The 19,179-nt window shown below is 64.8% G+C and carries 19 protein-coding genes; 17 read left to right on the forward strand and 2 right to left on the reverse strand.

The genetic code is table 11. The features are described from left to right. The first annotated feature begins 134 nt into the window (after positions 1-134). The 17 genes from KK488_RS09390 to KK488_RS09470 all read left to right on the forward strand — a co-directional run bounded on the left by KK488_RS09390 (position 135) and on the right by KK488_RS09470 (position 16,278). A complete protein-coding gene (locus tag KK488_RS09390) occupies positions 135-1,055 on the forward strand; it encodes a type II secretion system protein N (protein ID WP_214622894.1) in 921 nt (306 codons plus the stop codon). After that, entirely contained in the window at positions 1,052-3,244 is a 2,193-nt protein-coding gene (gene gspD, locus KK488_RS09395; protein WP_214622895.1) for a type II secretion system secretin GspD, read from the forward strand. Before KK488_RS09390 ends, gspD begins: the two co-directional genes overlap by 4 nt. A gap of 92 nt (positions 3,245-3,336) precedes the next feature. Further along, positions 3,337-4,827 carry a GspE/PulE family protein gene (locus KK488_RS09400; protein ID WP_214622976.1) on the forward strand — a complete coding sequence of 497 codons (1,491 nt, stop codon included), beginning with the start codon at positions 3,337-3,339 and terminating at the stop codon, positions 4,825-4,827. Further along, complete coding sequence (gene gspF / locus KK488_RS09405; RefSeq protein WP_214622896.1) at positions 4,820-6,073, forward strand: type II secretion system inner membrane protein GspF; 1,254 nt, start codon at positions 4,820-4,822, stop codon at positions 6,071-6,073. The genes KK488_RS09400 and gspF overlap by 8 nt, the downstream gene beginning before the upstream one ends. Positions 6,074-6,076: 3 nt before the next feature. After that, entirely contained in the window at positions 6,077-6,535 is a 459-nt protein-coding gene (gspG, locus tag KK488_RS09410; protein WP_214622897.1) for a type II secretion system major pseudopilin GspG, read from the forward strand. Between the two features lie 166 nt (positions 6,536-6,701). Then, complete coding sequence (gene gspI, locus KK488_RS09415; RefSeq protein WP_214622898.1) at positions 6,702-7,079, forward strand: type II secretion system minor pseudopilin GspI; 378 nt, start codon at positions 6,702-6,704, stop codon at positions 7,077-7,079. Further along, the gene (locus KK488_RS09420) at positions 7,076-7,597 is read left to right on the forward strand and encodes a GspH/FimT family pseudopilin (protein ID WP_214622899.1); all 522 of its coding nucleotides are present in this window, start codon (positions 7,076-7,078) and stop codon (positions 7,595-7,597) included. The genes gspI and KK488_RS09420 overlap by 4 nt, the downstream gene beginning before the upstream one ends. A gap of 29 nt (positions 7,598-7,626) precedes the next feature. Then, positions 7,627-8,313 (forward strand): type II secretion system minor pseudopilin GspJ, encoded by a 687-nt coding sequence (gspJ, locus tag KK488_RS09425; protein ID WP_250890215.1) that lies wholly within the window; start codon positions 7,627-7,629, stop codon positions 8,311-8,313. Beyond that, the gene (gene gspK / locus KK488_RS09430) at positions 8,303-9,331 is read left to right on the forward strand and encodes a type II secretion system minor pseudopilin GspK (protein ID WP_214622901.1); all 1,029 of its coding nucleotides are present in this window, start codon (positions 8,303-8,305) and stop codon (positions 9,329-9,331) included. The genes gspJ and gspK overlap by 11 nt, the downstream gene beginning before the upstream one ends. Further along, complete coding sequence (gene gspL / locus KK488_RS09435) at positions 9,328-10,443, forward strand: type II secretion system protein GspL (RefSeq protein WP_214622902.1); 1,116 nt, start codon at positions 9,328-9,330, stop codon at positions 10,441-10,443. Before gspK ends, gspL begins: the two co-directional genes overlap by 4 nt. Further along, positions 10,443-10,922 (forward strand): type II secretion system protein GspM, encoded by a 480-nt coding sequence (gene gspM, locus KK488_RS09440; RefSeq protein ID WP_214622903.1) that lies wholly within the window; start codon positions 10,443-10,445, stop codon positions 10,920-10,922. Before gspL ends, gspM begins: the two co-directional genes overlap by 1 nt. Then, complete coding sequence (gene gspN / locus KK488_RS09445) at positions 10,919-11,641, forward strand: type II secretion system protein N (protein WP_214622904.1); 723 nt, start codon at positions 10,919-10,921, stop codon at positions 11,639-11,641. The genes gspM and gspN overlap by 4 nt, the downstream gene beginning before the upstream one ends. Positions 11,642-11,657: 16 nt before the next feature. Continuing rightward, entirely contained in the window at positions 11,658-12,416 is a 759-nt protein-coding gene (locus tag KK488_RS09450; protein ID WP_214622978.1) for a prepilin peptidase, read from the forward strand. Positions 12,417-12,681: 265 nt separating this feature from the next. After that, positions 12,682-13,974 carry a site-specific integrase gene (locus tag KK488_RS09455; protein WP_214622905.1) on the forward strand — a complete coding sequence of 431 codons (1,293 nt, stop codon included), beginning with the start codon at positions 12,682-12,684 and terminating at the stop codon, positions 13,972-13,974. A gap of 576 nt (positions 13,975-14,550) precedes the next feature. Next, the gene (locus KK488_RS09460) at positions 14,551-15,057 is read left to right on the forward strand and encodes an RNA polymerase sigma factor (RefSeq protein WP_214622906.1); all 507 of its coding nucleotides are present in this window, start codon (positions 14,551-14,553) and stop codon (positions 15,055-15,057) included. A 236-nt stretch (positions 15,058-15,293) separates the two neighbouring features. Next, positions 15,294-15,770, forward strand: a complete 477-nt coding sequence (locus tag KK488_RS09465) for a helix-turn-helix domain-containing protein (RefSeq protein WP_250890217.1) — start codon at positions 15,294-15,296, stop codon at positions 15,768-15,770. 121 nt (positions 15,771-15,891) lie between these two features. Next, positions 15,892-16,278, forward strand: a complete 387-nt coding sequence (locus KK488_RS09470; protein ID WP_214622907.1) for a DUF302 domain-containing protein — start codon at positions 15,892-15,894, stop codon at positions 16,276-16,278. A 25-nt stretch (positions 16,279-16,303) separates the two neighbouring features. On the opposite strand, the gene KK488_RS21795 is transcribed toward KK488_RS09470, so the two are convergent. Both KK488_RS21795 and KK488_RS09480 read right to left on the reverse strand, forming a co-directional pair. Further along, on the reverse strand, positions 16,304-16,561 hold the full coding sequence (locus KK488_RS21795; RefSeq protein ID WP_214622908.1) for an NnrS family protein: 258 nt from the start codon (positions 16,559-16,561) through the stop codon (positions 16,304-16,306). Positions 16,562-16,613: 52 nt separating this feature from the next. After that, positions 16,614-18,929 carry a nitric-oxide reductase large subunit gene (locus tag KK488_RS09480; RefSeq protein WP_214622909.1) on the reverse strand — a complete coding sequence of 772 codons (2,316 nt, stop codon included), beginning with the start codon at positions 18,927-18,929 and terminating at the stop codon, positions 16,614-16,616. Positions 18,930-19,179 lie beyond the last annotated feature (250 nt).

Genomic DNA, 19,179 nt, shown 5'->3' on the forward strand with positions numbered 1-19,179 from the left:
CGAAATGGTTTCAGTCGCGTGAAATTGCAGTCGATGCTTCGTTCAATGTCATTTTTTTGTAACGATGACGACTTGGATCGGTCATAGAGCGCGCATAGGCAGCGCTTGTTTAGCTGGAGGGCCTCACACCTAAGATGCGGTGGACTGACTTCATCCGTCGTTCGCGGCAAACCGGTCCGGCCCTCTCGTCGGACATCGGTCAATGGATCGAGGCGGCCCTGCTGGTCCTGCTGCTCATCCAGGTCGCGCGTCTGCTTTGGGCTCTCGTGACGCCGGTCGGGCTGTTCGGCGAGTGGCGCGCCCGGGTGCCCGTCGTCGTCGGCGCCGATGCGCGCGGCGCGTTGTTTGCGGGCTTCGATCCCTTCTTCCGGAGCGGCATCACCGTCGGGCCGAACCAGACTCCCGTCCAACAGGTCACCTCGCTGCCGCTCAAGCTCTATGGCATCCGCATCAACGAGGCGTCGGGGCAGGGGTCGGCGATCATCGCCAACGAAGGGGGTCAGCAGACCAGCTACGCGGTGGGCGAGGAAATCTCGCCAGGCGTGATCCTCAAGGCCGTTCAGTTCGACCATGTCATCATCGAGCGCGGCGGCGCCACCGAGCAGCTCTATATCGATCAGTCGGGCGGAGCGGCGGAAGCTTCTGCCAGCCCGACACCCGGCGCTGCGCCGGTCGCGCCCGGCTCTCCAGGGCAAAATTCCCCGATGGGGGGTGCGAGCATCGGTCCGCCGCCGCCCCCGTTGAACGGGCAGGCCCAGCCTCAGCCCCCGGCCCAACCGCCCGCAAACCCGCTGAGCGGCGTCAGCTTCGCGCCCCGCACGGAAGCTGGCCGCGTCACCGGCATCGTGCCGAGCACGCAGGACGGCGCGGCCTTTGCGCGGGCCGGCTTCCGGTCCGGCGACATCATCGTGCAGGTCAATGGCCAGCCGATCCGCTCCGCCGGCGATGCGCAGTCGCTGCAGGGTCTGGTCCGGCCCGGCGCGCGCATTTCCCTCATGGTCGAGCGGGGCTCCGCGACCGTGCCGATCAATCTCATACTTCCGGATGCTCGATGATCTCTTTGCCTAAAATTCGCCGATTTGCCGGAAGTGCCGCCATCGCCGCCTTGCTGTGCGCCACGCCCGTGCTCGCGCAGCTCAGCCTGAACGTGCGCGATGCGGACGTGCGCGCCTTCATACAGGATGCGGCGAAGGTGACGGGGCGGACCTTCATCATCGACAATCGCGTGCAGGGCAAAGTCTCCGTCGTCACCGACCGACCGCTCACTCGCTCCGAATATTTCGAAATCTTCCTGTCCACCCTGCGTGCCAACGGCCTCGTCGCCGTACCGGCGGCGGGCGGCGCCTTCCGCATCCAGCCGGTCGAGGGCATTGCAGGCCAGCCCGGGCAGGTGGGCGGCTCGGCCAATCGCAACCAGTTCGTGACCGAGGTGATCCGCCTGCGCTCGATCGATCCGCAGTCCGCGCTCGACACGCTGCGGCCCTTGGTCAGCAAGGACGGCTCGATCACCGCCAACCGCTCGGGCCGCTCGATCGTCGTCGCCGACTATGCCGACAATATCGCGCGCATCCGTCAGGTGCTGGCGCGCGTCGACGCGGACGGCGCCTCGACCAGCGTGATCGCGCTCAAGAATGCCGGTGCCCGCGAGATCGCGACCTCCTTGCAGGCGCTGATTGCCGGCGGCGGCGAGGGCGGGGCGGCGAGCGCGACGGTCGTCGCCGTCGACAGCTCGAACAGCATCGCCATCCGGGGCGACGCAGTCACTGTCCAGCGTCTGGCGGCGATGGCGCGCGACCTCGATCATCGCGCCGCCGCCGGCACCGAGATCCGCGTTTACTGGCTTCAACACGCCGATGCCGACAAGCTGATGCCGGTCCTCCAGCAATTGCTCGGGCAGGCCAGCGCCTCCTCCGCACCGAACCCGACGCCGGCTTCCTCGCCGTCGCGGTCCGGCGGCGCCAGCGCACCGGTGGCTCCTGTCGTGACGCCGGTCGCCTCGACGGGTGACGGCACCGGCATTAATGGGCGCGGCCCTGCCGTCGTGACGCGCTACGAGGGCGCCAACGCCGTGATCGTCGCCGCCAATGGCGACACCCAGCGCATGCTCGGCGAAGTGATCCGTCAGCTCGATACGCGCCGCGAGCAGGTACTGGTCGAAGCGATCATCGTCGAGATCGGCGACAATGCGGCGAGACAACTCGGCGTCCAGTTCCTGATCGGCAGCACCAAGACCGGTTTTGCCGCCACCAACTATTCCAACGCCCAACCCAATATCCTGACGCTCGCTGGCGCCATTGCGGCGAACAAGCTGAGTACGCAGGAGACGGTCGTGGTCGCACCGGATGGCACGCGCACGACCACCACGACGACCGAAAATGGTGGTCTCGTCAATCAGCTCCAGGGTGCGGCGGTGAGCTCGCTGCAGGCTGCGCGCGGCGGCTTTGGCGGTGTTGCGACGGAGCTCGGCCGCAACGGCATCTTCGGCGCAATCATCAATGCGGTGCAGGCGGACACGCAGAGCAATATCCTCTCGACACCGTCGGTGCTGACTCTCGACAATCAGGTCGCCAAGATCCTGGTCGGCCAGGAGGTCCCGATCTCGACCGGCGAGGCGCTGAGCCAGAATTTCGACAACAAGTTCCGCACCGTCCAGCGCCAGAATGTCGGCATCATGCTGGAGGTGAAGCCGCAGATCAATTCGGGCGGCGCGATCAAGCTGTTCCTGAAGCAGGAGGTGAGCAGCGTCGCCGGGCCGGTCTCCAATGACAGCAGTGACCTCATCATCAACAAGCGCCAGATCGAGACGACGGTGACGGTCGACGACGGCGACATTCTCGCGCTCGGCGGCCTGCTCGACGACAATGAGCGCCACACGATCGAAAAGATTCCCGTGCTCGGCGACATTCCGCTGCTCGGCGAACTGTTCAAGTCGCGCAGCCGGTCGCACGCCAAGACCAATCTGATGGTGTTCATCCGCCCGACGATCCTCTCCGACAAGAAGGATGCCGAGGCGATGAGCGCGCGGCGCTACGACTATATTCGCGGGCAGCAGCAGATCGCCAGCCCCGGCGTCGAGCCTTCGATCGACGAGCTGGTCCGCGACTATATGGGCGCGACCCCGCCAAGCGCGGCCGGTGCCCAGCCGGGCGACACCGTGGTTGACGGGCGCATCCAGCCGGTCGAGGAAAGCCGATCGCAAGCGGTGGTGACGACCGGTGACGCCAAGAAGAAGAAAAAGAAATGAGCGAACCCGGTGACCTCCCGCCGGAAGGCATGGGCGCGCCGGCCCCGGCGCCGACCGACGCGCCGTCGCCTGACGAAGTCCTGCACGGCGTGATGCCGATCGACATTCCCTATGCCTTTGCCCGGCGCCACGGCGTTGTCATCGTCTCGGGCAAGTCCGCGGATGATCCGCAGGCCCGCATCGCGATCGCCCTGCGCGAAGGCGCCGATCCGCGCGTGCTGGTCGAGGTGCGCCGCCATCTGGCGCGCAGCTTCGATGTCTCGATCGTGCCGCAGCAGCTGTTCGACAAGCATCTGTCCGATCATTATGCGATGGAGGGCTCGGCCGCGGCCATGGCCGGATCGATGGCGATGAGCGGCGACGATCTCGATTTCATCGCCGGTGATCTGCCGACCGCCGAGGACCTGCTCGACAGCGGCGACGATGCGCCGGCCATCCGCCTGATCAACGGTATCATTGCCGAGGCGGCGCGCCAGGGCGTGTCGGACATCCACATCGAGCCCTATGAGACCGGCCTCGTCGTGCGCATGCGCATGGACGGTGTGCTGACCGAGACGCTGCGCATGCCAGCGCATGTCGCCCCGGTGGTGGTCAGCCGCGTCAAGGTGATGGCACGCCTCGACATTGCCGAGCGGCGCGTGCCGCAGGACGGGCGCATCGGCCTCACCCTGGGCGGCAAGATGCTCGATGTGCGCGTGTCGACCCTGCCGAGCCGCGCGGGCGAGCGGGTGGTGATGCGTATTCTCGACAAGGAGAATGCCGGCATCTCGCTCGATGTGCTGGGGCTTGCAGGGAGCGCCGACGCGGTGCTGCGCAGCGCCCTGCGCGAGCCCAACGGCATCATCCTCGTCACCGGCCCGACCGGCAGCGGCAAGACCACGACGCTCTATGCCGGCCTGCGCCAGCTGAACGACGGCAGCCGCAACATCCTCACTGTCGAGGACCCGGTCGAATATGCGATCGAGGGCGTCGGCCAGACCCAAGTCAACGCCAAGGTCGGCATGAGCTTTGCCGCCGGTCTGCGCGCGATCCTGCGCCAGGACCCGGACGTGGTGATGGTCGGTGAAATTCGCGACCGCGAGACGGCGGAGATCGCCGTGCAGGCGAGCCTCACCGGCCATCTGGTGCTCTCGACCGTCCACACCAACGACGCGGTCGGCGCGATCACCCGCATGCGCGACATGAAGGTGGAGGCGTTCCTGCTCGCCTCCACCCTGCGCGCGGTCATTGCCCAGCGGCTGGTGCGGCGGCTGTGTCCGGTCTGTCGCGAGCAGGTGCCCGCCGACAAGTCTGTCAGCGCGCTGCTCGGCATCGACGAGGGAACGCTCATCTATCGGCCCAAGGGCTGCGAAGCCTGTGGGGGGGGCGGCTATAAAGGTCGCGTCGGCGTGTTCGAAGCCATCCGTGTCGACGATACGATCCGCCGGATGATCAACGAGGGCGGCGACGAATCGCTGATCGCGCGCCACGCCTTCCTGAACGCGCCCAATCTTGTCTCGGCGGCGCGCGCGCTGGTGCTGGGCGGCGAGACGAGCGCGGAGGAAGCGATCCGCATCTCGCGGCGTGAAGTGATCGATGCCTGAATTCGACTATGTGGTGATCGACGGATCAGGCCGCGAGAAGCGCGGCCTGCTGCGGGCGGATTCGGCGGCCGATGCGCGCGAGGCGCTGGCGAAGAAGAAGATGTTCGTCGTGCGCATCGCCGAGGGGCGCGGATCGGCCAGCGGCAGCGGCGCGCCCGGCGAGGTGCGGCGCAGTGGCCGCAGCCTGTTCCAGTTCGAGCGCAGCCGCATGTCGGCCAAGGAGCTGACATTGTTCACGCGCCAGCTCTCGACGCTCGCACAGGTCTCGCCGCTGGAGGAAGCGCTGCGCACGATCACGCGCCAGAGCGAGAAGGTGCATGTGCGCGACATTGTCGGGCGGGTGCATTCGGGCGTGGTCGAGGGGCGCAGTCTGGGCGAGGCGATGAGCATGGAGCCGAAAAGCTTCCCCAGCCTCTACCGCGCGATGATCGCGGCGGGCGAGCGATCGGGCAGCCTGCCCGCGCTGACCGACCGGCTCGCCATCCTGCTGGAGCGGCAATCGGCGATGCGCTCCAAGCTGATGACGGCGCTCGCCTATCCGACCGTGCTGGCCGCCTTCGCGATCATCGTCGTCATGTCGCTGATGATCTTCGTCGTGCCGCTGGTGGTCGAGCAGTTCGATACGCTCGGCCAGCAATTGCCACTGCTCACCCGCATCGTCATGGGCCTGTCCAATTTCCTTGCTAGCTGGTGGTGGGCGCTCCTGATCCTGCTTGGGGCGCTTGCCTTTCTTGGATGGCGTGCGCTGCGGAACGAGTCCGTGCGATTGCGCGTGGACGGAGCGCTGCTGCGCACGCCTTTTCTTGGCCGTCTGCTGCGCGATCTTCATGCCGCCCGCATGGCCCGCACCCTCGCGACGATGGTCGAGAGCCGGCTGCCGGTGATGGAGGGCCTGTCGCTGACCGTGCCGACCGTCCACAACCGCGTGCTGCGCGCGGCGACGGCGGACATCGTCGAGGCGGTGCGCGGCGGCGGCAGCCTGTCGGCGGCGATGCGGCGGTCCGATGTGTTCCCGCCCTTGCTGGTCTATCTCGCCGCCTCCGGCGAGAGCGCCGGCCAGCTCGATCTGATGCTTGAGCGGGCGGCCGAATATCTCGAGCGCGAGTTCGACGGCTTCACCGCCGCGGCGCTCGCCATGCTGGAGCCGCTGATCATCATCCTGATGGGTGGTATAGTGGCGATCATCATTCTTTCGATTCTGCTGCCGATCATGCAGCTGCAGAATCTCACAGGTGCCGGAGTTTAAGCCATGAGCCTCGCCAAATCCTTCAAACTATCCGCGCGGCGCCAGAGCGAGAACGGATTTACGCTCATCGAGCTGCTGGTCGTCATCGTGATCATCGGCCTGCTCGGCACGATCGTGGCGATCAACGTGTTCGGCGCGCTCGGCACCAGCCATGTCGCCAAGGCCAAGGCGGACATCGCCACGCTGGAATCGGCGCTTGAGCAGTATCGCCTCGACAATCTGACCTATCCGAGCACGAGCGACGGGCTCAACGCCCTCATCTCGCCACCGCCGGGTCTCGCCCAGCCTGAGCGCTATCGCATGGGCGGCTACATCAAGAAGCTGCCCAATGATCCGTGGGGCCAGCCCTATCAATATGCCACGCCGGGCAAGAAGGGTGCGTTCGACATCTATTCGCTGGGCGCCGACAAGCAGACCGGCGGACAGGGCGAGAATGCCGATATCTATTCGAGCGATCTCTAGGCGGCGCGAGAGCATCGACCCAGAAAGCGCGGCAATGGACGCGCGTGTGATGGCCATGTCGACGGCCCTTGCGGGTCCACTTCCCCGTCATTCCCGCGAACGCGGGAATCCAGGGTCGGGGGCTCCGTCTGCGCGCCGTTTCATCTGGATTCCCGCGTTCGCGGGAATGACGGGGAGGGAGAGAACTGGCCCGGCCGAGCAAGGCTTCACCCTGCTCGAAATGCTGGTCGCACTCACCATCTTCGCGATCGCCGGTCTCGCGCTGGTGCGCCTTCAGGCGGTATCGGCGCGGACCTCGGTGGACCTGCGCACGCGCACGATGACGCAGATCGTGGCGCGCAACCTGATGGTCGAGCGGCTGACCGATCCCACGCCGCCCTCGCTTGGCGCCAGCGATGGCGTGGCCGAGAATGGCGGGCGGCAATGGCACTGGAACCAGCAGGTGAGCGAGGCCGACAATGACCGGCTGCTGGTGGTCACCGTGCGCGTCGATGGCGGTCCTGGCCTGTCGCCGGCGGTGCTGACCTTCGGGCGGGCGCGATGAGCGGTCTAGCTCTCGCGCGCCCCGACAAGAGACATGCCCAACAGGGCTTCACGCCTTTGCGGCGTTCCGCCGAACACGGCTTCACGCTGATCGAGCTGATGGTCGTGCTCGTCATCATCGGCTTCATGACCGCGGCGGTTATGCTGACGATGATCGATCCGCGCGGGCGCGTGTCGAACGACATTGACCGTTTCGCCGGGCGGGTGCGCGCCGCGCGGGACAGCGCGATCGTCGCGGGACGGCCGGTCTCGCTTTGGGTCTCGCCGACCGGCTATGGCTTCGAGCGGCGGGCGCAGGGGCAATGGATCTCGGTCAGCGACGGCCCGCTGTCCTCTCAGGACTGGAGCGGGGAGACTCGCGCGCAGCTGGGCGGCACGAGCCAGATCCGCATCACCTTCGACAGCGTCGGCCGGGCCGACCAGCCGCTGCGCTTCGCGCTGCTGCGCGACGGGCGCCAGGTGCCGCTGCGCATGGACCTCGACGGCAAGGTGACGAGCGGGGAGGGCGCCGCGCGATGAGCGGTCAAGAAACCCTCTCCCAACGGGATTTGGCTGGACTTAGGGAGGATGTCAGCTCCACCCGCCCGGTGCGCTTCGCTGAACAGGGCTTCACGCTGGTCGAGCTGCTCGTCGCGGTGATGATCTTCGCCATGCTGTCGATCGCGGGCGTTGCACTGCTGCGCAACAGCGTGGACGGGCAGGCGGCGATCCGCACCCATCTCGATGCGCTGGCCGACGTCCAGCGCGGCCTCGCGACGCTGGATGCCGATCTGAGCCAGGCGACGATGCGCAACAGCCGCACCGAGGCCGGCACGCTGGCGCCGGCATTCTATGGCCGCGCGGCGCAGAGCGACGAGCCGCTGATGCAGTTCGTTCGCGACGGCTGGAGCAACCCTGGAAACCTGCGCCACCCCAGCCTGCAGAAGGTCGAATATTGGTGGCGCGACGGCCGGTTCGAGCGGGTCGGCTACGAGGCGCTCGACGGCGCCGCGCCGCCGGAGCCCGCAACCTTGTTCGACAAGGTCACGGCTGTCACCCTGCGCTACCGCGACCGCAAGGGCGCCTGGCTGGAACGCTGGGCGCCGGAGCGCGCGTCCGATATGCCGACAGCGGTCGAGATCGTGCTGAACCGCACAGGCGAGGCGCCGCTGACCCTGCGCTTCCTGGTCGGCACGGCGATCGACCAGCCCGACCCCGACGAAGCCGCGCCCGGCGGGGCCGACAATGCGACCTGACCCGGCGCGTCCCGAGGAACGCGGCGCGGCGTTGCTGACCGTGCTGCTGCTGGTCGCCATCCTCTCGGTGGTGACGGCGGTCGCGCTGGAGCGGCTGACGATCGCCAGCCGGATGACGCGCAACATCGTCTCGGCCGATCAGGGGCGCGCCTATCTGCTGAGCGCGGAAGAGATGGCGGCGACGCGCATCGGCGACCTCGTCAAGCTGCGGCCCGACCGCACGACCCTGGAAGGCGGCTGGCTGGGGCGCGACCAGCTCATTGCCGTACCCGGCGGCACGGTCGCGGCGCGGATGATCGATCGCGGCAACTGCTTCAATCTCAACAGCCTCGTGAGCGGCCCTGACAACGGCCCGGACAGCCAGGACGGCGTGCCGGCCGACGACGCGAGCCTCGTCGCGCGGCCCGAAGGCATCGCCCAGTTCGCGGCGCTCATGCGCTTGCTCGGCATCGATCAGGGGGCTGCCCAGCAGATCGCCGTCTCGGCAGCCGACTGGATCGACAGCGACATCAATCCGGGGAACGGTGGCGCTGAAGACCAATATTATGCCGGCCTCACGCCCGCCTATCGCGCCGCCAACGGCCTCGTCGCCGATCCGTCGGAACTGCTGATGGTCAGCAGCGTCACGCCCGACATCTACCAGCGCATCCGCCCATGGCTCTGCGCGCTGCCGACGACGCGGATGTCGCCGATCAATATCAATACCTTGCTGCCTGCCCAGGCGGTGCTTCTCGCCATGCTCGCACCCGACAAATTGGCGCTGGAGCAGGCGCGGCAAGTGCTGGCGCAGCGGCCACTTGAGGGTTATGGCAGCCTTGGCGCCTTCACGGCGCAACCGGCAATCGCAAGGCTGGCCCTGAACGAAACCGTTACAGGACAGCTGGTCCAGAAGACACGCTGGTTCGAAGTGGCGTTGCGGGCCGATCTCGGGGGCGATGAGGTGGAAGAAACGGTGCTGATCGATGCGGGGGGGCAGAAAGTGCATCTGGTTCGCCGCCAATGGGGCGAAGGGTCTTGAAGCACGACTATATCATTCTGCTGCCCGCCGACCGCGAGGCGCAGCCGCTCTGGTATCGCGTGGCTGAGGAGCGGATCGTGCGGCGCGGGCGTGGCACCGAATGGCTGCCGCCGGCGCTGGCCGAAGACGCGGAAAACGCCGTCGGCAATGCGATGCTGGTCCTGCCGCCGCATGCCACGACGCTGCATTTCATTGCCTGCCCCGGCATGACGCCCAAGCAGGGCGCCGCCGCCGCGCGGCTCATGGCGCTGGAGGCGAGCATCGGCGATGCGGAGCAGCTCCACGCTGCCGTGGCGGCCAATGACGATCCCGACGCGCCGCACGTGGTCGCCGTCGCCAGCCAGAGCGCGATGGCGCACTGGATGGGCTGGGCGAAGGAGCACGGCATCGGCCAGGCGAGCATCGTCCCGTCCGCGCTGCTGCTGCCGGCGCCGGACAATGGCTTCGTGCGCGCGCCCGTCGGTAGCACGGAGGTCGTGCGCGGGCCTGACACCGCCTTCGAAGGCGACGACCAGACCGCCACCCTCATCATCGGTGACGCGCCCGTCATCAGCCTGCCCGCTGACAGCATCGACGAGGCGCTGGTGCTGGCGCTCGACGAGCCGCCGCTGGACCTGCGCCAGGGTCGTTTCGCCCGCCGCGCCCCGGCCATGTTCGACAGTGCGCGGCTGCGGCGCATGGCCATCATGATCGGCCTGATCGCGCTGTGCGGCCTGCTCGTTTCCCTGATCACAATTATCCGGCTGCACGCCGAAGCCTCGCGCCTCGATTCGCAGACCGTCGCGCTCGCCAAGACGATCGATCCCGGCATCGACGATCCTTCCGTGGCCGAGGCGCGCATCTCGGGTCTGCTGGCGGAGCGCGGCGGCCGGGGCGGCTTCAGCGGCATGATGGCGGGACTGATGACGGCCATGCAGGCGAATCCCAATGTCGTGCTGACCAATGTTAGCCAGAGCGCCGATGGAGCGCTGCGGGTGCAGCTCGCCGCCAACAAGGCCGAGGAGATCAACGACGTGCTGATTGCCTTCCAGGAAGCCGGCTGGCGGCTCAGCGCCAATGCGGTGCAGCAGCGCGGCGCGCGGCTGGTCGCCGACATCATGGTGGTGCGCTGATGCAGGCGTTGCGCACATGGTGGGCCAATCACAGCGAAGGCGAGCAGCGCTTCATGGTGGTGCTCGGTGTCCTCATCTTCGGCGTGATCCTCTGGCTCGGCGTGTGGCGGCCAATCGAGAGCGGGCTGGCGAGCGGATGGGAGCGGCAGGGCCTCGCGCTCGATCGCTATGCCTCGGTCCGCGCCAAGGTCGCCGAGCTTCGGCAGCGGCCGGCGCAGCGCAACCAGGCCAATCGTGCGCCGATCGATCAGGCCATCGGCCAGAGCGCGGCGGAAGCCGGCTTCACCCTCGATCGCGCGACATTGCAGGGCGAGGGGCGCATGGCCGTGAACATCGCCTCGGCGCGCGTTGGCCCGCTGCTCCAGTGGATTTCGGGCCTCGAGCGTGCCGGCATCAGCGTCCAGACGATCACCATGGCGCCAGGCGCGACCGAGGGCACGGTCGCCGTGCAGGCTATGTTCCAGGAGGCAGTGCGATGACCGGCTGGATCGGCACCACCCGCGCCAAGATCATGCTGGCGGTGATCCTGGCCATCAGCCTGCTGGTCACCTGGCCGCTGCGCGCGGCGTTCAGCATCTTCGGTCTCAAGGATATGGGCGTCGCGGCGCGTTCGCTGCGCGGGCCGATCTGGTGGGGCGGGGCGGAGGAGCTGCAGATCCGTGGTATCCAGCTCGGCACCGTCGATGTCTTCCTCAATCCCATCCAGCTCCTCATCGGCCGCGTGCGGATCGACGTTTCCCGCCGGCTCGGGACGCCCGAGGATATTGCCGGCGCGATCACCGTGGGCCTGGGTCGGCGCGGCATCGACGATGTGACCGGCGCTCTGGCGCTCGCCGCGCCGCTGGCGCCGCTGCCGATCAGCCGGGTCGAGTTCGATGGCCTGACCATTCATTTCTCCGGCGGCCAGTGCACTGAAGCCGAGGGACGCGTGCGCGCGCGTGTCCCGGCGCTGATCAGCGGCCTCAATCTCGCCAACGGCCTGAGCGGCGAGGCGCGCTGTGCCGGCGAGGTGGTCGAGCTGCCGCTGGTCAGCCAGTCCGGCCAGGAGCAGGTCAATATCCGCATCGCGCAGGACGGCAGCTATCAGGCGACGATGCGCGTGCGCACCGGCGATCCGGCCATGACGGCCGCGCTGGCCGCCAACGGCTTTCGCGAAATCGGCGGCGAGCTGATGCTGCGCACCGTCGGACGTCTGTGACAGCAGTCCTTTGAAAGTGCTCGCCAGCGATGCCGTCCGCTTCCTTGCCGGAAGCGGCCTTGGCGCTATCCTCGGCAGCTTTCTAGGCGCCATCGTGACGCGCTGGCCGCGCGGCGAGACTGTCGTGCGCGGCCGATCGAAATGCGATGCCTGCGGACGCACGCTGCGACCGGTCGAGCTCATTCCTCTCGTCAGCGCCCTGACGGCCCGGGGCCAATGCCGCAGCTGCCGTGCGCCGATCGATCCCGTGCATGGGTTGATGGAGTTGGGAGCCGCGATCATCGGCGGCCTTGCCTTCTGGCTGCTGCCTGTGCCGGTCGCGATCCTGTTCGCGCTGGCCGGCTGGATGCTGCTGACCCTGGCGGTGCTCGATGCGCGCCATCTCTGGCTGCCTGACGCGCTCACCTTCCCGCTCGCGGCACTCGGCCTGACGTTCGGCGACTGGGTGATGCCCGCGCCGTTCCAGGATCGGCTGATCGGCGCCGCGCTTGGCTATGGCGCGCTGTTCGCCATCGCCACCCTCTATCGCCGCCTGCGCGGGCGGGACGGGCTCGGGCTGGGCGATGCCAAGCTGCTCGGGGCGATCGGGGCCTGGCTCGGTTGGCACCTGCTGCCGCTGGTGCTGCTGGCAGCCAGCATGGCGGGATTGCTCTGGGCGCTGGCGGCAAGGCTGCTGGGGAAGGAGATCGACGGAACGACCCGGCTGCCGTTCGGCACGTTGCTGTGCCTCGCAGTGCTCCCCGCGGCATGGGCGGGCTGGTGGTTCGGCCTATAGGAAGAAATGGTGCCGGATGCAGGACTTGAACCCGCGACCTTCGGTTTACAAATTTGATCTGGGGATGATTTCCTAGAACTCACAAATGCCACGCGAATCCGGGCTTTTAGGCTGCCAAACGGCAGTTTTCGTACGGTTACGGGCCGCCTCAGATGGGCAAAAGTTCGGACAGATCGGGACAAGCTGTGACCACGGCGGACTCCCATTGTGCCCAAATTGTGCCCGTGAAAGCATGCCCCTCACCGTCGCATGTTTGGATCATTTCATGGCCCACAAACCCAACCTCACGCCCTCTAAAATCGAGGCGCTTCGAGCAGGCAGCCTCCAAGATGCTCGGACGCCTGGGCTCTATATCGAAGTGAAGAATGGCCGCGGCCGCATCAGTCGCGTTTGGAAATATCGTCGCCGCATCGCGGGTCGTTCAAATGCTGCTCTCAAGGCGACATTGGGGTGCTACCCATCGTACAGCATCGCCGATGCTCGAGAATGGGCCACGAACCTCAACCTCAGCACTGAGCGTGGCGAAGATCCTCACGAAACCGAAAGAGCTAAGGAGGTGAGGCACACTGTTGCTGAAGCTCATGCCCTCTACATGGCTTATGTACGGTCCGGAATCAGGCGCACTCTCAAACCAGGATCCATTCGCGCCAAGGAGCAGATCTGGAGCGCTGACATGAAGGTGCAGATCGGGGATCGGGACTTGCAAGAGGTTAGCGACGATGACCTCTGGGACCTCGTTCTTGACAAGGGGAAGCGCGCCCCGATCCGAGCAAATCGGCTCGCAGGCGAACTGAAAGTCTTCATGAAATGGTGCGCTGGCCGTGCGGGAAAGCAAACCGGAATCACGCTCAAGATCAGCCCCGCGACAAGCTTGGACGCATACTATTTTCCTCAAAAGCCCAGGGCACGATTCCTGAGCCATGATGAGCTGACTTGGCTTCTCAAAGCGCTCGCGCATGAAGAGCGGATCCGTCAGAGGGCTGTCCTTCTTATCTTGCTAACGGGTTGTCGCAAAGAAGAAGTGCTGAGCGCCCCCACCGCAGAAATCGAACGCGACGTTTGGACGATCCCGGCTGCGCGAACGAAGAATTCTCAGTGTCATCGAATCCCGCTGGCCCCCTGGACGCTCTCGCTAACACAGACAAACCAGACTTGGCTGATCGCCTCGGATCGAAAGGACGGACCCCGAAGGGACGGCTGGTGCAAGGTTTTGACCCGCATCGAGCAGCGAATGGGAGCCTACGCCGGTCGCGAAGTTCCGCATTTCACTCTCCACGACCTAAGGCGAACAATGAGATCGAATACAAAGCGGCTAAAAATCGATTTCGAGACAGCGGAGGCGATGCTGAACCACAAGAAGAAGGGACTCGAAGAAGTCTACGATGGCTACGATCTTTTTGAGGAGAAACGTGAGGGCTTCGCCAAATGGGAGTCCTTCCTCGTCCAACTGGCAGTCAAGGGTGGGCTGAATGAGGCGCTTTCCATTCCGGATGAAGCCACAGTGTTTTTCGATGGGTCGCGCGAGCTTCAAGCCAGTCTTCAACTTCAACTCTTTTGAAAATGGCTGAACCGGCAGGGCGCAATTCGGTTGGGAAGGACCCGTCCCGCTTTGCCCTCAGCCGGTTCAAATGCCGCACGGAGATGCACGCAAAGTCAGCAAACTCGGCAAGCGTTATGGTCGGTCGTTCCCAATATCGATCCCGGAGCATATTCAACTCCTTCAATGCCCCGTCGGACATGTTTCGCCGCGTCCAGCAAGAAGTTGCAAGAGATGAGGCACTATAATGCCGATCCCGCGTGCTTTGGCGCGCCCTAGACGTCGCCGGTCGTAACTGGGTCAGAAATGTCGCAAACTAACTTGCCTGCTTTTTTGCTGTAATAATGTTCGAGCGTATTGCTCCGTACGATCTGGGAGACGCCACCCATCGCCAAAATGGCCAACCAGGAACATTGCCCTATGCGGCTTGTCGTTTGCCGAGGCTTGTAGCAGATTGGCGAGGGGAGGCCGCTCGACAGAGCGGCCGGCACGGAACGACAATGAGGCAAGAGCGAGGTGGATGGCGGGTCTCCACGTGCGCATGTTCACGACGACGAGGCCCTTGGGAACGCCCTTCCCGAGCCTGCGGTAGCTGGCGTGGCTGCCGAGCAGCTGCAGCGGCTCCAGGCCGCACTCGAAAAAGACTATGGGCCGCTGATAAATCAGCTGACCAAGGCGCTCAGGTCTAAAGATCGGGCCACCGAAGCGCTGCACGACACCTATGTGAAGCTCGGCGCTCTTCCTCTGGTTGGCGATGTCAGAAATCCATTGGCCTATCTCTATCGAATGACCCTCAATCTGGCGCACAATGTGAGGCTCCGCGAAGCGCGCTCGACCACCGCGCCGCAGAATATGATCAATGGCCTTCACGACGACGTACCGGGGCCGGAGCGCACGGCTTTGGCCAGGCTGGACGTAAATAAGCTGGTTTCGGTTCTGGACGCGCTGCCAGCGCAACGACGAAACATCTTTCTCGCCCGCTGGCGCGATGATCTCAGCCACATCGAGATTGCCGCGCTGCTGGGCCTACACAAGCGTACCGTTCAAAAAGAACTGGCGAAAGCCGAACGGTTCCTGCGCGCTTCGGCTGCGATGCCGGAATAGAGCTAAACTCCGCGGCGAGCACTTAGGACAATTTTTTGCTGAAGAGGGGCGCCTTTGGGCGTTCCTGATTGTCGATCTGTCGGGAGTCACAGGGTCTGCACAGCTGTTCTGGGACAAACGCCCACTTTGGGCGTTTCCTGGCCGACCGTGCCGGCTATTGGGTTGGAATCAGGACCGCGTCCCGCGCTCTTGGCAGCTCATCGTCCCTTGGAGGTCGCCATGGCGGCACGGCACGTTTGACGACGGGCGCTCGTACGCTTGTCCGCGAAATATGCGGCAACGACGCCAACGCCGTTTGCCTGATCGGCCCGGCGCCAACGCCGCGTCGTCATCATCGACGATCATCGCCCAAGTTGGCGCCGTGGCAGGAGCATCGCGCCAAAGAGACCATGAGAGCGCGCCTGAACTCGGAAATTGCCATGGTCGACGTCGCGCAAATCTGTAAGCTCTCATTGAGTCACTTCGTCCGTGCCTTCAGCAATACGGTGGGCATCGCGCCCTACCGATGGTTCTTATCCGCTCGGGTGGAACATGCAAAAGGCCTGTTGATCCGGAGTGCGCTGCCATTGGCTCAGATTGCACTCGAGTGCGGTTTTTCAGATCAGAGCCATTTCACCAACACGTTCGTGCGCCATGTCGCCATGACGCCGGGACGGTGGCGCCGTACATACAAAGATGGCGCAAACCGGCGCGACCTCTGGGATTGCGGGTAACTCGGGGTGCTGGCCTCCCTCCCGCAGTGTGCCGAAGGCTCTACGGGCATTCCCTGACAGTCAGGCCGCCAGTGTAGGCCTACGACCATGCCAACTTCGGCGCTCTATCTGGAGGCTATAAATGACTTACTATTTTGCCAAGACTCTCGCAGCCGGCTTTAATGTCGCTGTGGCGCGCACCACCGACGCCTTGAAGCAGGAGGGTTTCGGCATCATCACAGAAATCGACGTGACAAAGACGTTCAAGGACAAGCTCGGCATCGACTTCCGCAAATACCGGATACTGGGCGCATGCAACCCGGCCCTGGCTCATGAAGCACTGTCGCTTGAGGACAAGGTCGGCACGATGCTTCCCTGTAACGTGGTCGTTCAGGAGACCGGCGACGGTAGATGCGAGGTCGCTGCGATCGATCCGGTTGCCTCGATGCAGGCCATCGACAATCCAGCACTGACGCAGGCTGCCGAGACGGTCAGCCAAAAACTCAGAGCCGTGATAGAGAGACTTTGACTGCCCAAACGGCCGACTAGCTTGGCTAACACCAACGCGGGACTCGCTGGAAACGGAAGCCGGCGATGACGGCACCCGCGAAGCCGAACAGCATTTCATGCCGATGCCAGATCAAGGGAGGGAAGGCGGAAGGACGCGTCAGGTCGCCACCTGCAGCCAAGAGCCAGAGCAACAAGGCGATGACGGCCCAGATGGGGCCGATAAAAAAAGGGCCTGAAGCCACCACGGAGGAAAGAGTGCGCCGCCCCCATCCGTGCTCGCCGAAGCGCGAGCGTGCGTTCACCTCGCGTCGTCATGTGCCTTCCATGACGGCATGTCTCAAGTGAACTGCTCCATCATGCACCTGCGAGCGGCAGGGTGGCCGGGGCAGGGGTGCCGTTGGCGTCGCCGCGTCGATCGCGCGTGAACAATGCGCGCACCATGAAGATTGCGAAGGCGACGACACCGGTCGCGAACACTACATCGCCTGGGACGCGGGCCCAGACCAAAGCCTGCATCACCGGACCGTGGATGACCTCAGCGCTGCGGGCATAGGCATAGCCGTGCGTGTAGCTCTGGTAGGCTTGGTACAGTCCTTGCGGGAACAGCGAGAAGAACAGCATCATCGCAAGGCCGATGTTAAGACACCAGAACGACGACTTGAGCAGCTTGTCGCTCCAGCGCGCTGGGTCCGAAAGACCGCGCATGCAGAACAGCGTGAGCCCGAGCCCGAGCATCCCGTACACACCGAAAAGCGCGGCATGGGCGTGCGTAGCGGTCGTGTTGAGCCCCTGCATGTAGTAGAGCGCCAACGGCGGATTGATGAAAAAGCCGAACATTCCCGCGCCGACCATGTTCCACACCAGCACGCTCGCAAAAAAGGCGAACGGCCAGCGGTAGGCTGTCTGCCAGTCATGCTGATGCTCGACCTTGGCGCGATTATATGCCTCGAACCCGACCACCACGAGCGGCACCACCTCGAGCGCGGAGAAGATTGCGCCGAGCGCGATCACCACGGTCGGAGTACCGCTGAAATAGAGGTGGTGGAAGGTGCCGAGCACGCCGCCGAACAGGAAGATGACCGTCGCGAACAGCACGGAGGTTGCCGCCACCGACACCCGCACCAGACCCATCTTAACGAAAAGCGCCGAGACGATCGCTGTCGCGAATACCTCAAAAATGCCCTCGACCCACAGGTGGACGACCCACCAGCGCCAATATTCCATTATCGAGATGTGCGTATGCTCGCCGTAAAGCAGCCCCGTTCCGAACAGCAGTCCGATAGAGACCGTTGCGATAACGACGAGGAAGACGAGCGACCTGCCGCCCTTCTCTTTGAGTGCAGGCCAGAGTCCGCGCAGCACCAGCAGCGTCCAGAGCAACAGCCCAACGAACAGATATATCTGCCAGAAACGGCCGAGGTCGAGATATTCATAGCCCTGATGGCCGAACCAGAAATTGACCGCGCCGGTGCCCATCCGGCGATCGATCGCCGCCCACTCGCCGGCGAACGAACCGATAACGATCATGAGCAGGCTGACGAACAGGAAGTTGACGCCCAGCCGCTGGAACCTGGGCTCGCGCCCGCCGAGCAGCGGTGCGACATATAGCCCGGTCGCCAGCCATGCTGTGGCGATCCACAGCACCGCCAGCTGCGTGTGCCAGGTGCGCGTGAGCGCATAGGGGAAATATTCCGTCATCGGCAGGCCGTAAAGACCCTGGCCCTCGACCGCGTAATGCGCGGTGACAATCCCTAGCAGCACCTGCGCGAGCAGCATTGCAGTGACAACGAAGAAATATTTCGCGGTCGCGCGCATCGACGGCGTAACCGTAACCGCGCGCAGCAGGTCGGTCTGAGCAAAGCCTTCGATCGGTTCGATGTCGCCGCGCCAGACGTCGAATTCACGCGCATAATACCACACCAAAGTGCCGACCGCGCCGAGCAGCACGAAAATCGAGAGGAAAGTCCAGAGGAAGATCGCTCCTGTGGGCACATTGCCCACCAGCGGCTCGTGCGGCCAGTTGCTGGTGTAGCTGATCTTCTCGCCCGGCCGTTCCGCTGCAGTCGCCCACGCAGTCCAGAAGATGAAGCCGCCCAGCGCATGCGCCTCATCCCTGGTCAGGACCGCGTGCTGCGGCATGGCATAGAGTTCGCGCAGATGCTGGTCGGCTGGTGTGCGATTGGTGAAGAGATCCTCGTAATGCGCAGCTGTCGCCACAATGGCGGCAGCACGCTGATCGCTCACGGTGATTAACGCGGTCTTCGGATCATAGCTGTTGGTGCGCATCTCGTGCTTGAGGATAGCGCCGATGCGCGCCTGATCGGGTTCGGGCAATGCGTTGAACTCGGTAGCGGCGATGCTGTCCCGCAGCGCGATCGCCTCGCGGTGTAGCCAGTCAGCGCTCCAGTCGGGCGCGACATACCCGCCATGACCCCAGATTGAGCCTTGCTGCATTCCCCCGGTCGATTGCCACACGCTCTGCCCGCGCTGGATTTCCTCGCCGGTGTAAAGAATGTGACCGGAAGCGGATCGCACCGCGCCCGGCATCGGCGGCTTCGAATGATAGATTTGCGCCCCGAAGAAGAGCAGCGCGCCGAACATCACCACCATGCCAACGCAGAGGATGATCCACAGACGGCGAATCGAGAATTGGGAAGTATAGTCGGCCACGGCGCTCTCCTGCTCTCTAAGATAGTGTCGCACGGCACACCAACAGATGCGTATCGCAGTCGCGCGTCTTTCCGATGACGCTGCACATCGCCAGCTTCACAGAGCTCCGCTTTCCTTCCTTTGGGTTACCGTAGGGCAATGGCAGTCAGTCAGGCAGCGTTATTATTGTTCGTTCCGCGAATATCGCGAACTGGTATTGCCGTCGAAATAGCCGTTTTATCTTCGATTTTACACAGCGATCAGAACTCCT

Origin of the sequence: Sphingobium nicotianae, assembly GCF_018603885.1 — a bacterium.
GTDB lineage: Bacteria > Pseudomonadota > Alphaproteobacteria > Sphingomonadales > Sphingomonadaceae > Sphingobium > Sphingobium nicotianae.

What these genes read in the sequence shown, in the direction of transcription:
- gspN (WP_214622904.1), top strand. Translation starts at nt 10,919, where the DNA reads ATGACCGGCTGGATCGGCACCACCCGCGCCAAGATCATGCTGGCGGTG.
- KK488_RS09470 (WP_214622907.1), top strand. Translation starts at nt 15,892, where the DNA reads ATGACTTACTATTTTGCCAAGACTCTCGCAGCCGGCTTTAATGTCGCT.
- gspI (WP_214622898.1), top strand. Translation starts at nt 6,702, where the DNA reads ATGACGGGGAGGGAGAGAACTGGCCCGGCCGAGCAAGGCTTCACCCTG.
- gspD (WP_214622895.1), top strand. Translation starts at nt 1,052, where the DNA reads ATGATCTCTTTGCCTAAAATTCGCCGATTTGCCGGAAGTGCCGCCATC.
- KK488_RS09400 (WP_214622976.1), top strand. Translation starts at nt 3,337, where the DNA reads ATGCCGATCGACATTCCCTATGCCTTTGCCCGGCGCCACGGCGTTGTC.
- gspF (WP_214622896.1), top strand. Translation starts at nt 4,820, where the DNA reads ATGCCTGAATTCGACTATGTGGTGATCGACGGATCAGGCCGCGAGAAG.
- KK488_RS09390 (WP_214622894.1), top strand. Translation starts at nt 135, where the DNA reads ATGCGGTGGACTGACTTCATCCGTCGTTCGCGGCAAACCGGTCCGGCC.
- gspG (WP_214622897.1), top strand. Translation starts at nt 6,077, where the DNA reads ATGAGCCTCGCCAAATCCTTCAAACTATCCGCGCGGCGCCAGAGCGAG.
- KK488_RS09455 (WP_214622905.1), top strand. Translation starts at nt 12,682, where the DNA reads ATGGCCCACAAACCCAACCTCACGCCCTCTAAAATCGAGGCGCTTCGA.
- gspK (WP_214622901.1), top strand. Translation starts at nt 8,303, where the DNA reads ATGCGACCTGACCCGGCGCGTCCCGAGGAACGCGGCGCGGCGTTGCTG.
- KK488_RS09420 (WP_214622899.1), top strand. Translation starts at nt 7,076, where the DNA reads ATGAGCGGTCTAGCTCTCGCGCGCCCCGACAAGAGACATGCCCAACAG.
- gspM (WP_214622903.1), top strand. Translation starts at nt 10,443, where the DNA reads ATGCAGGCGTTGCGCACATGGTGGGCCAATCACAGCGAAGGCGAGCAG.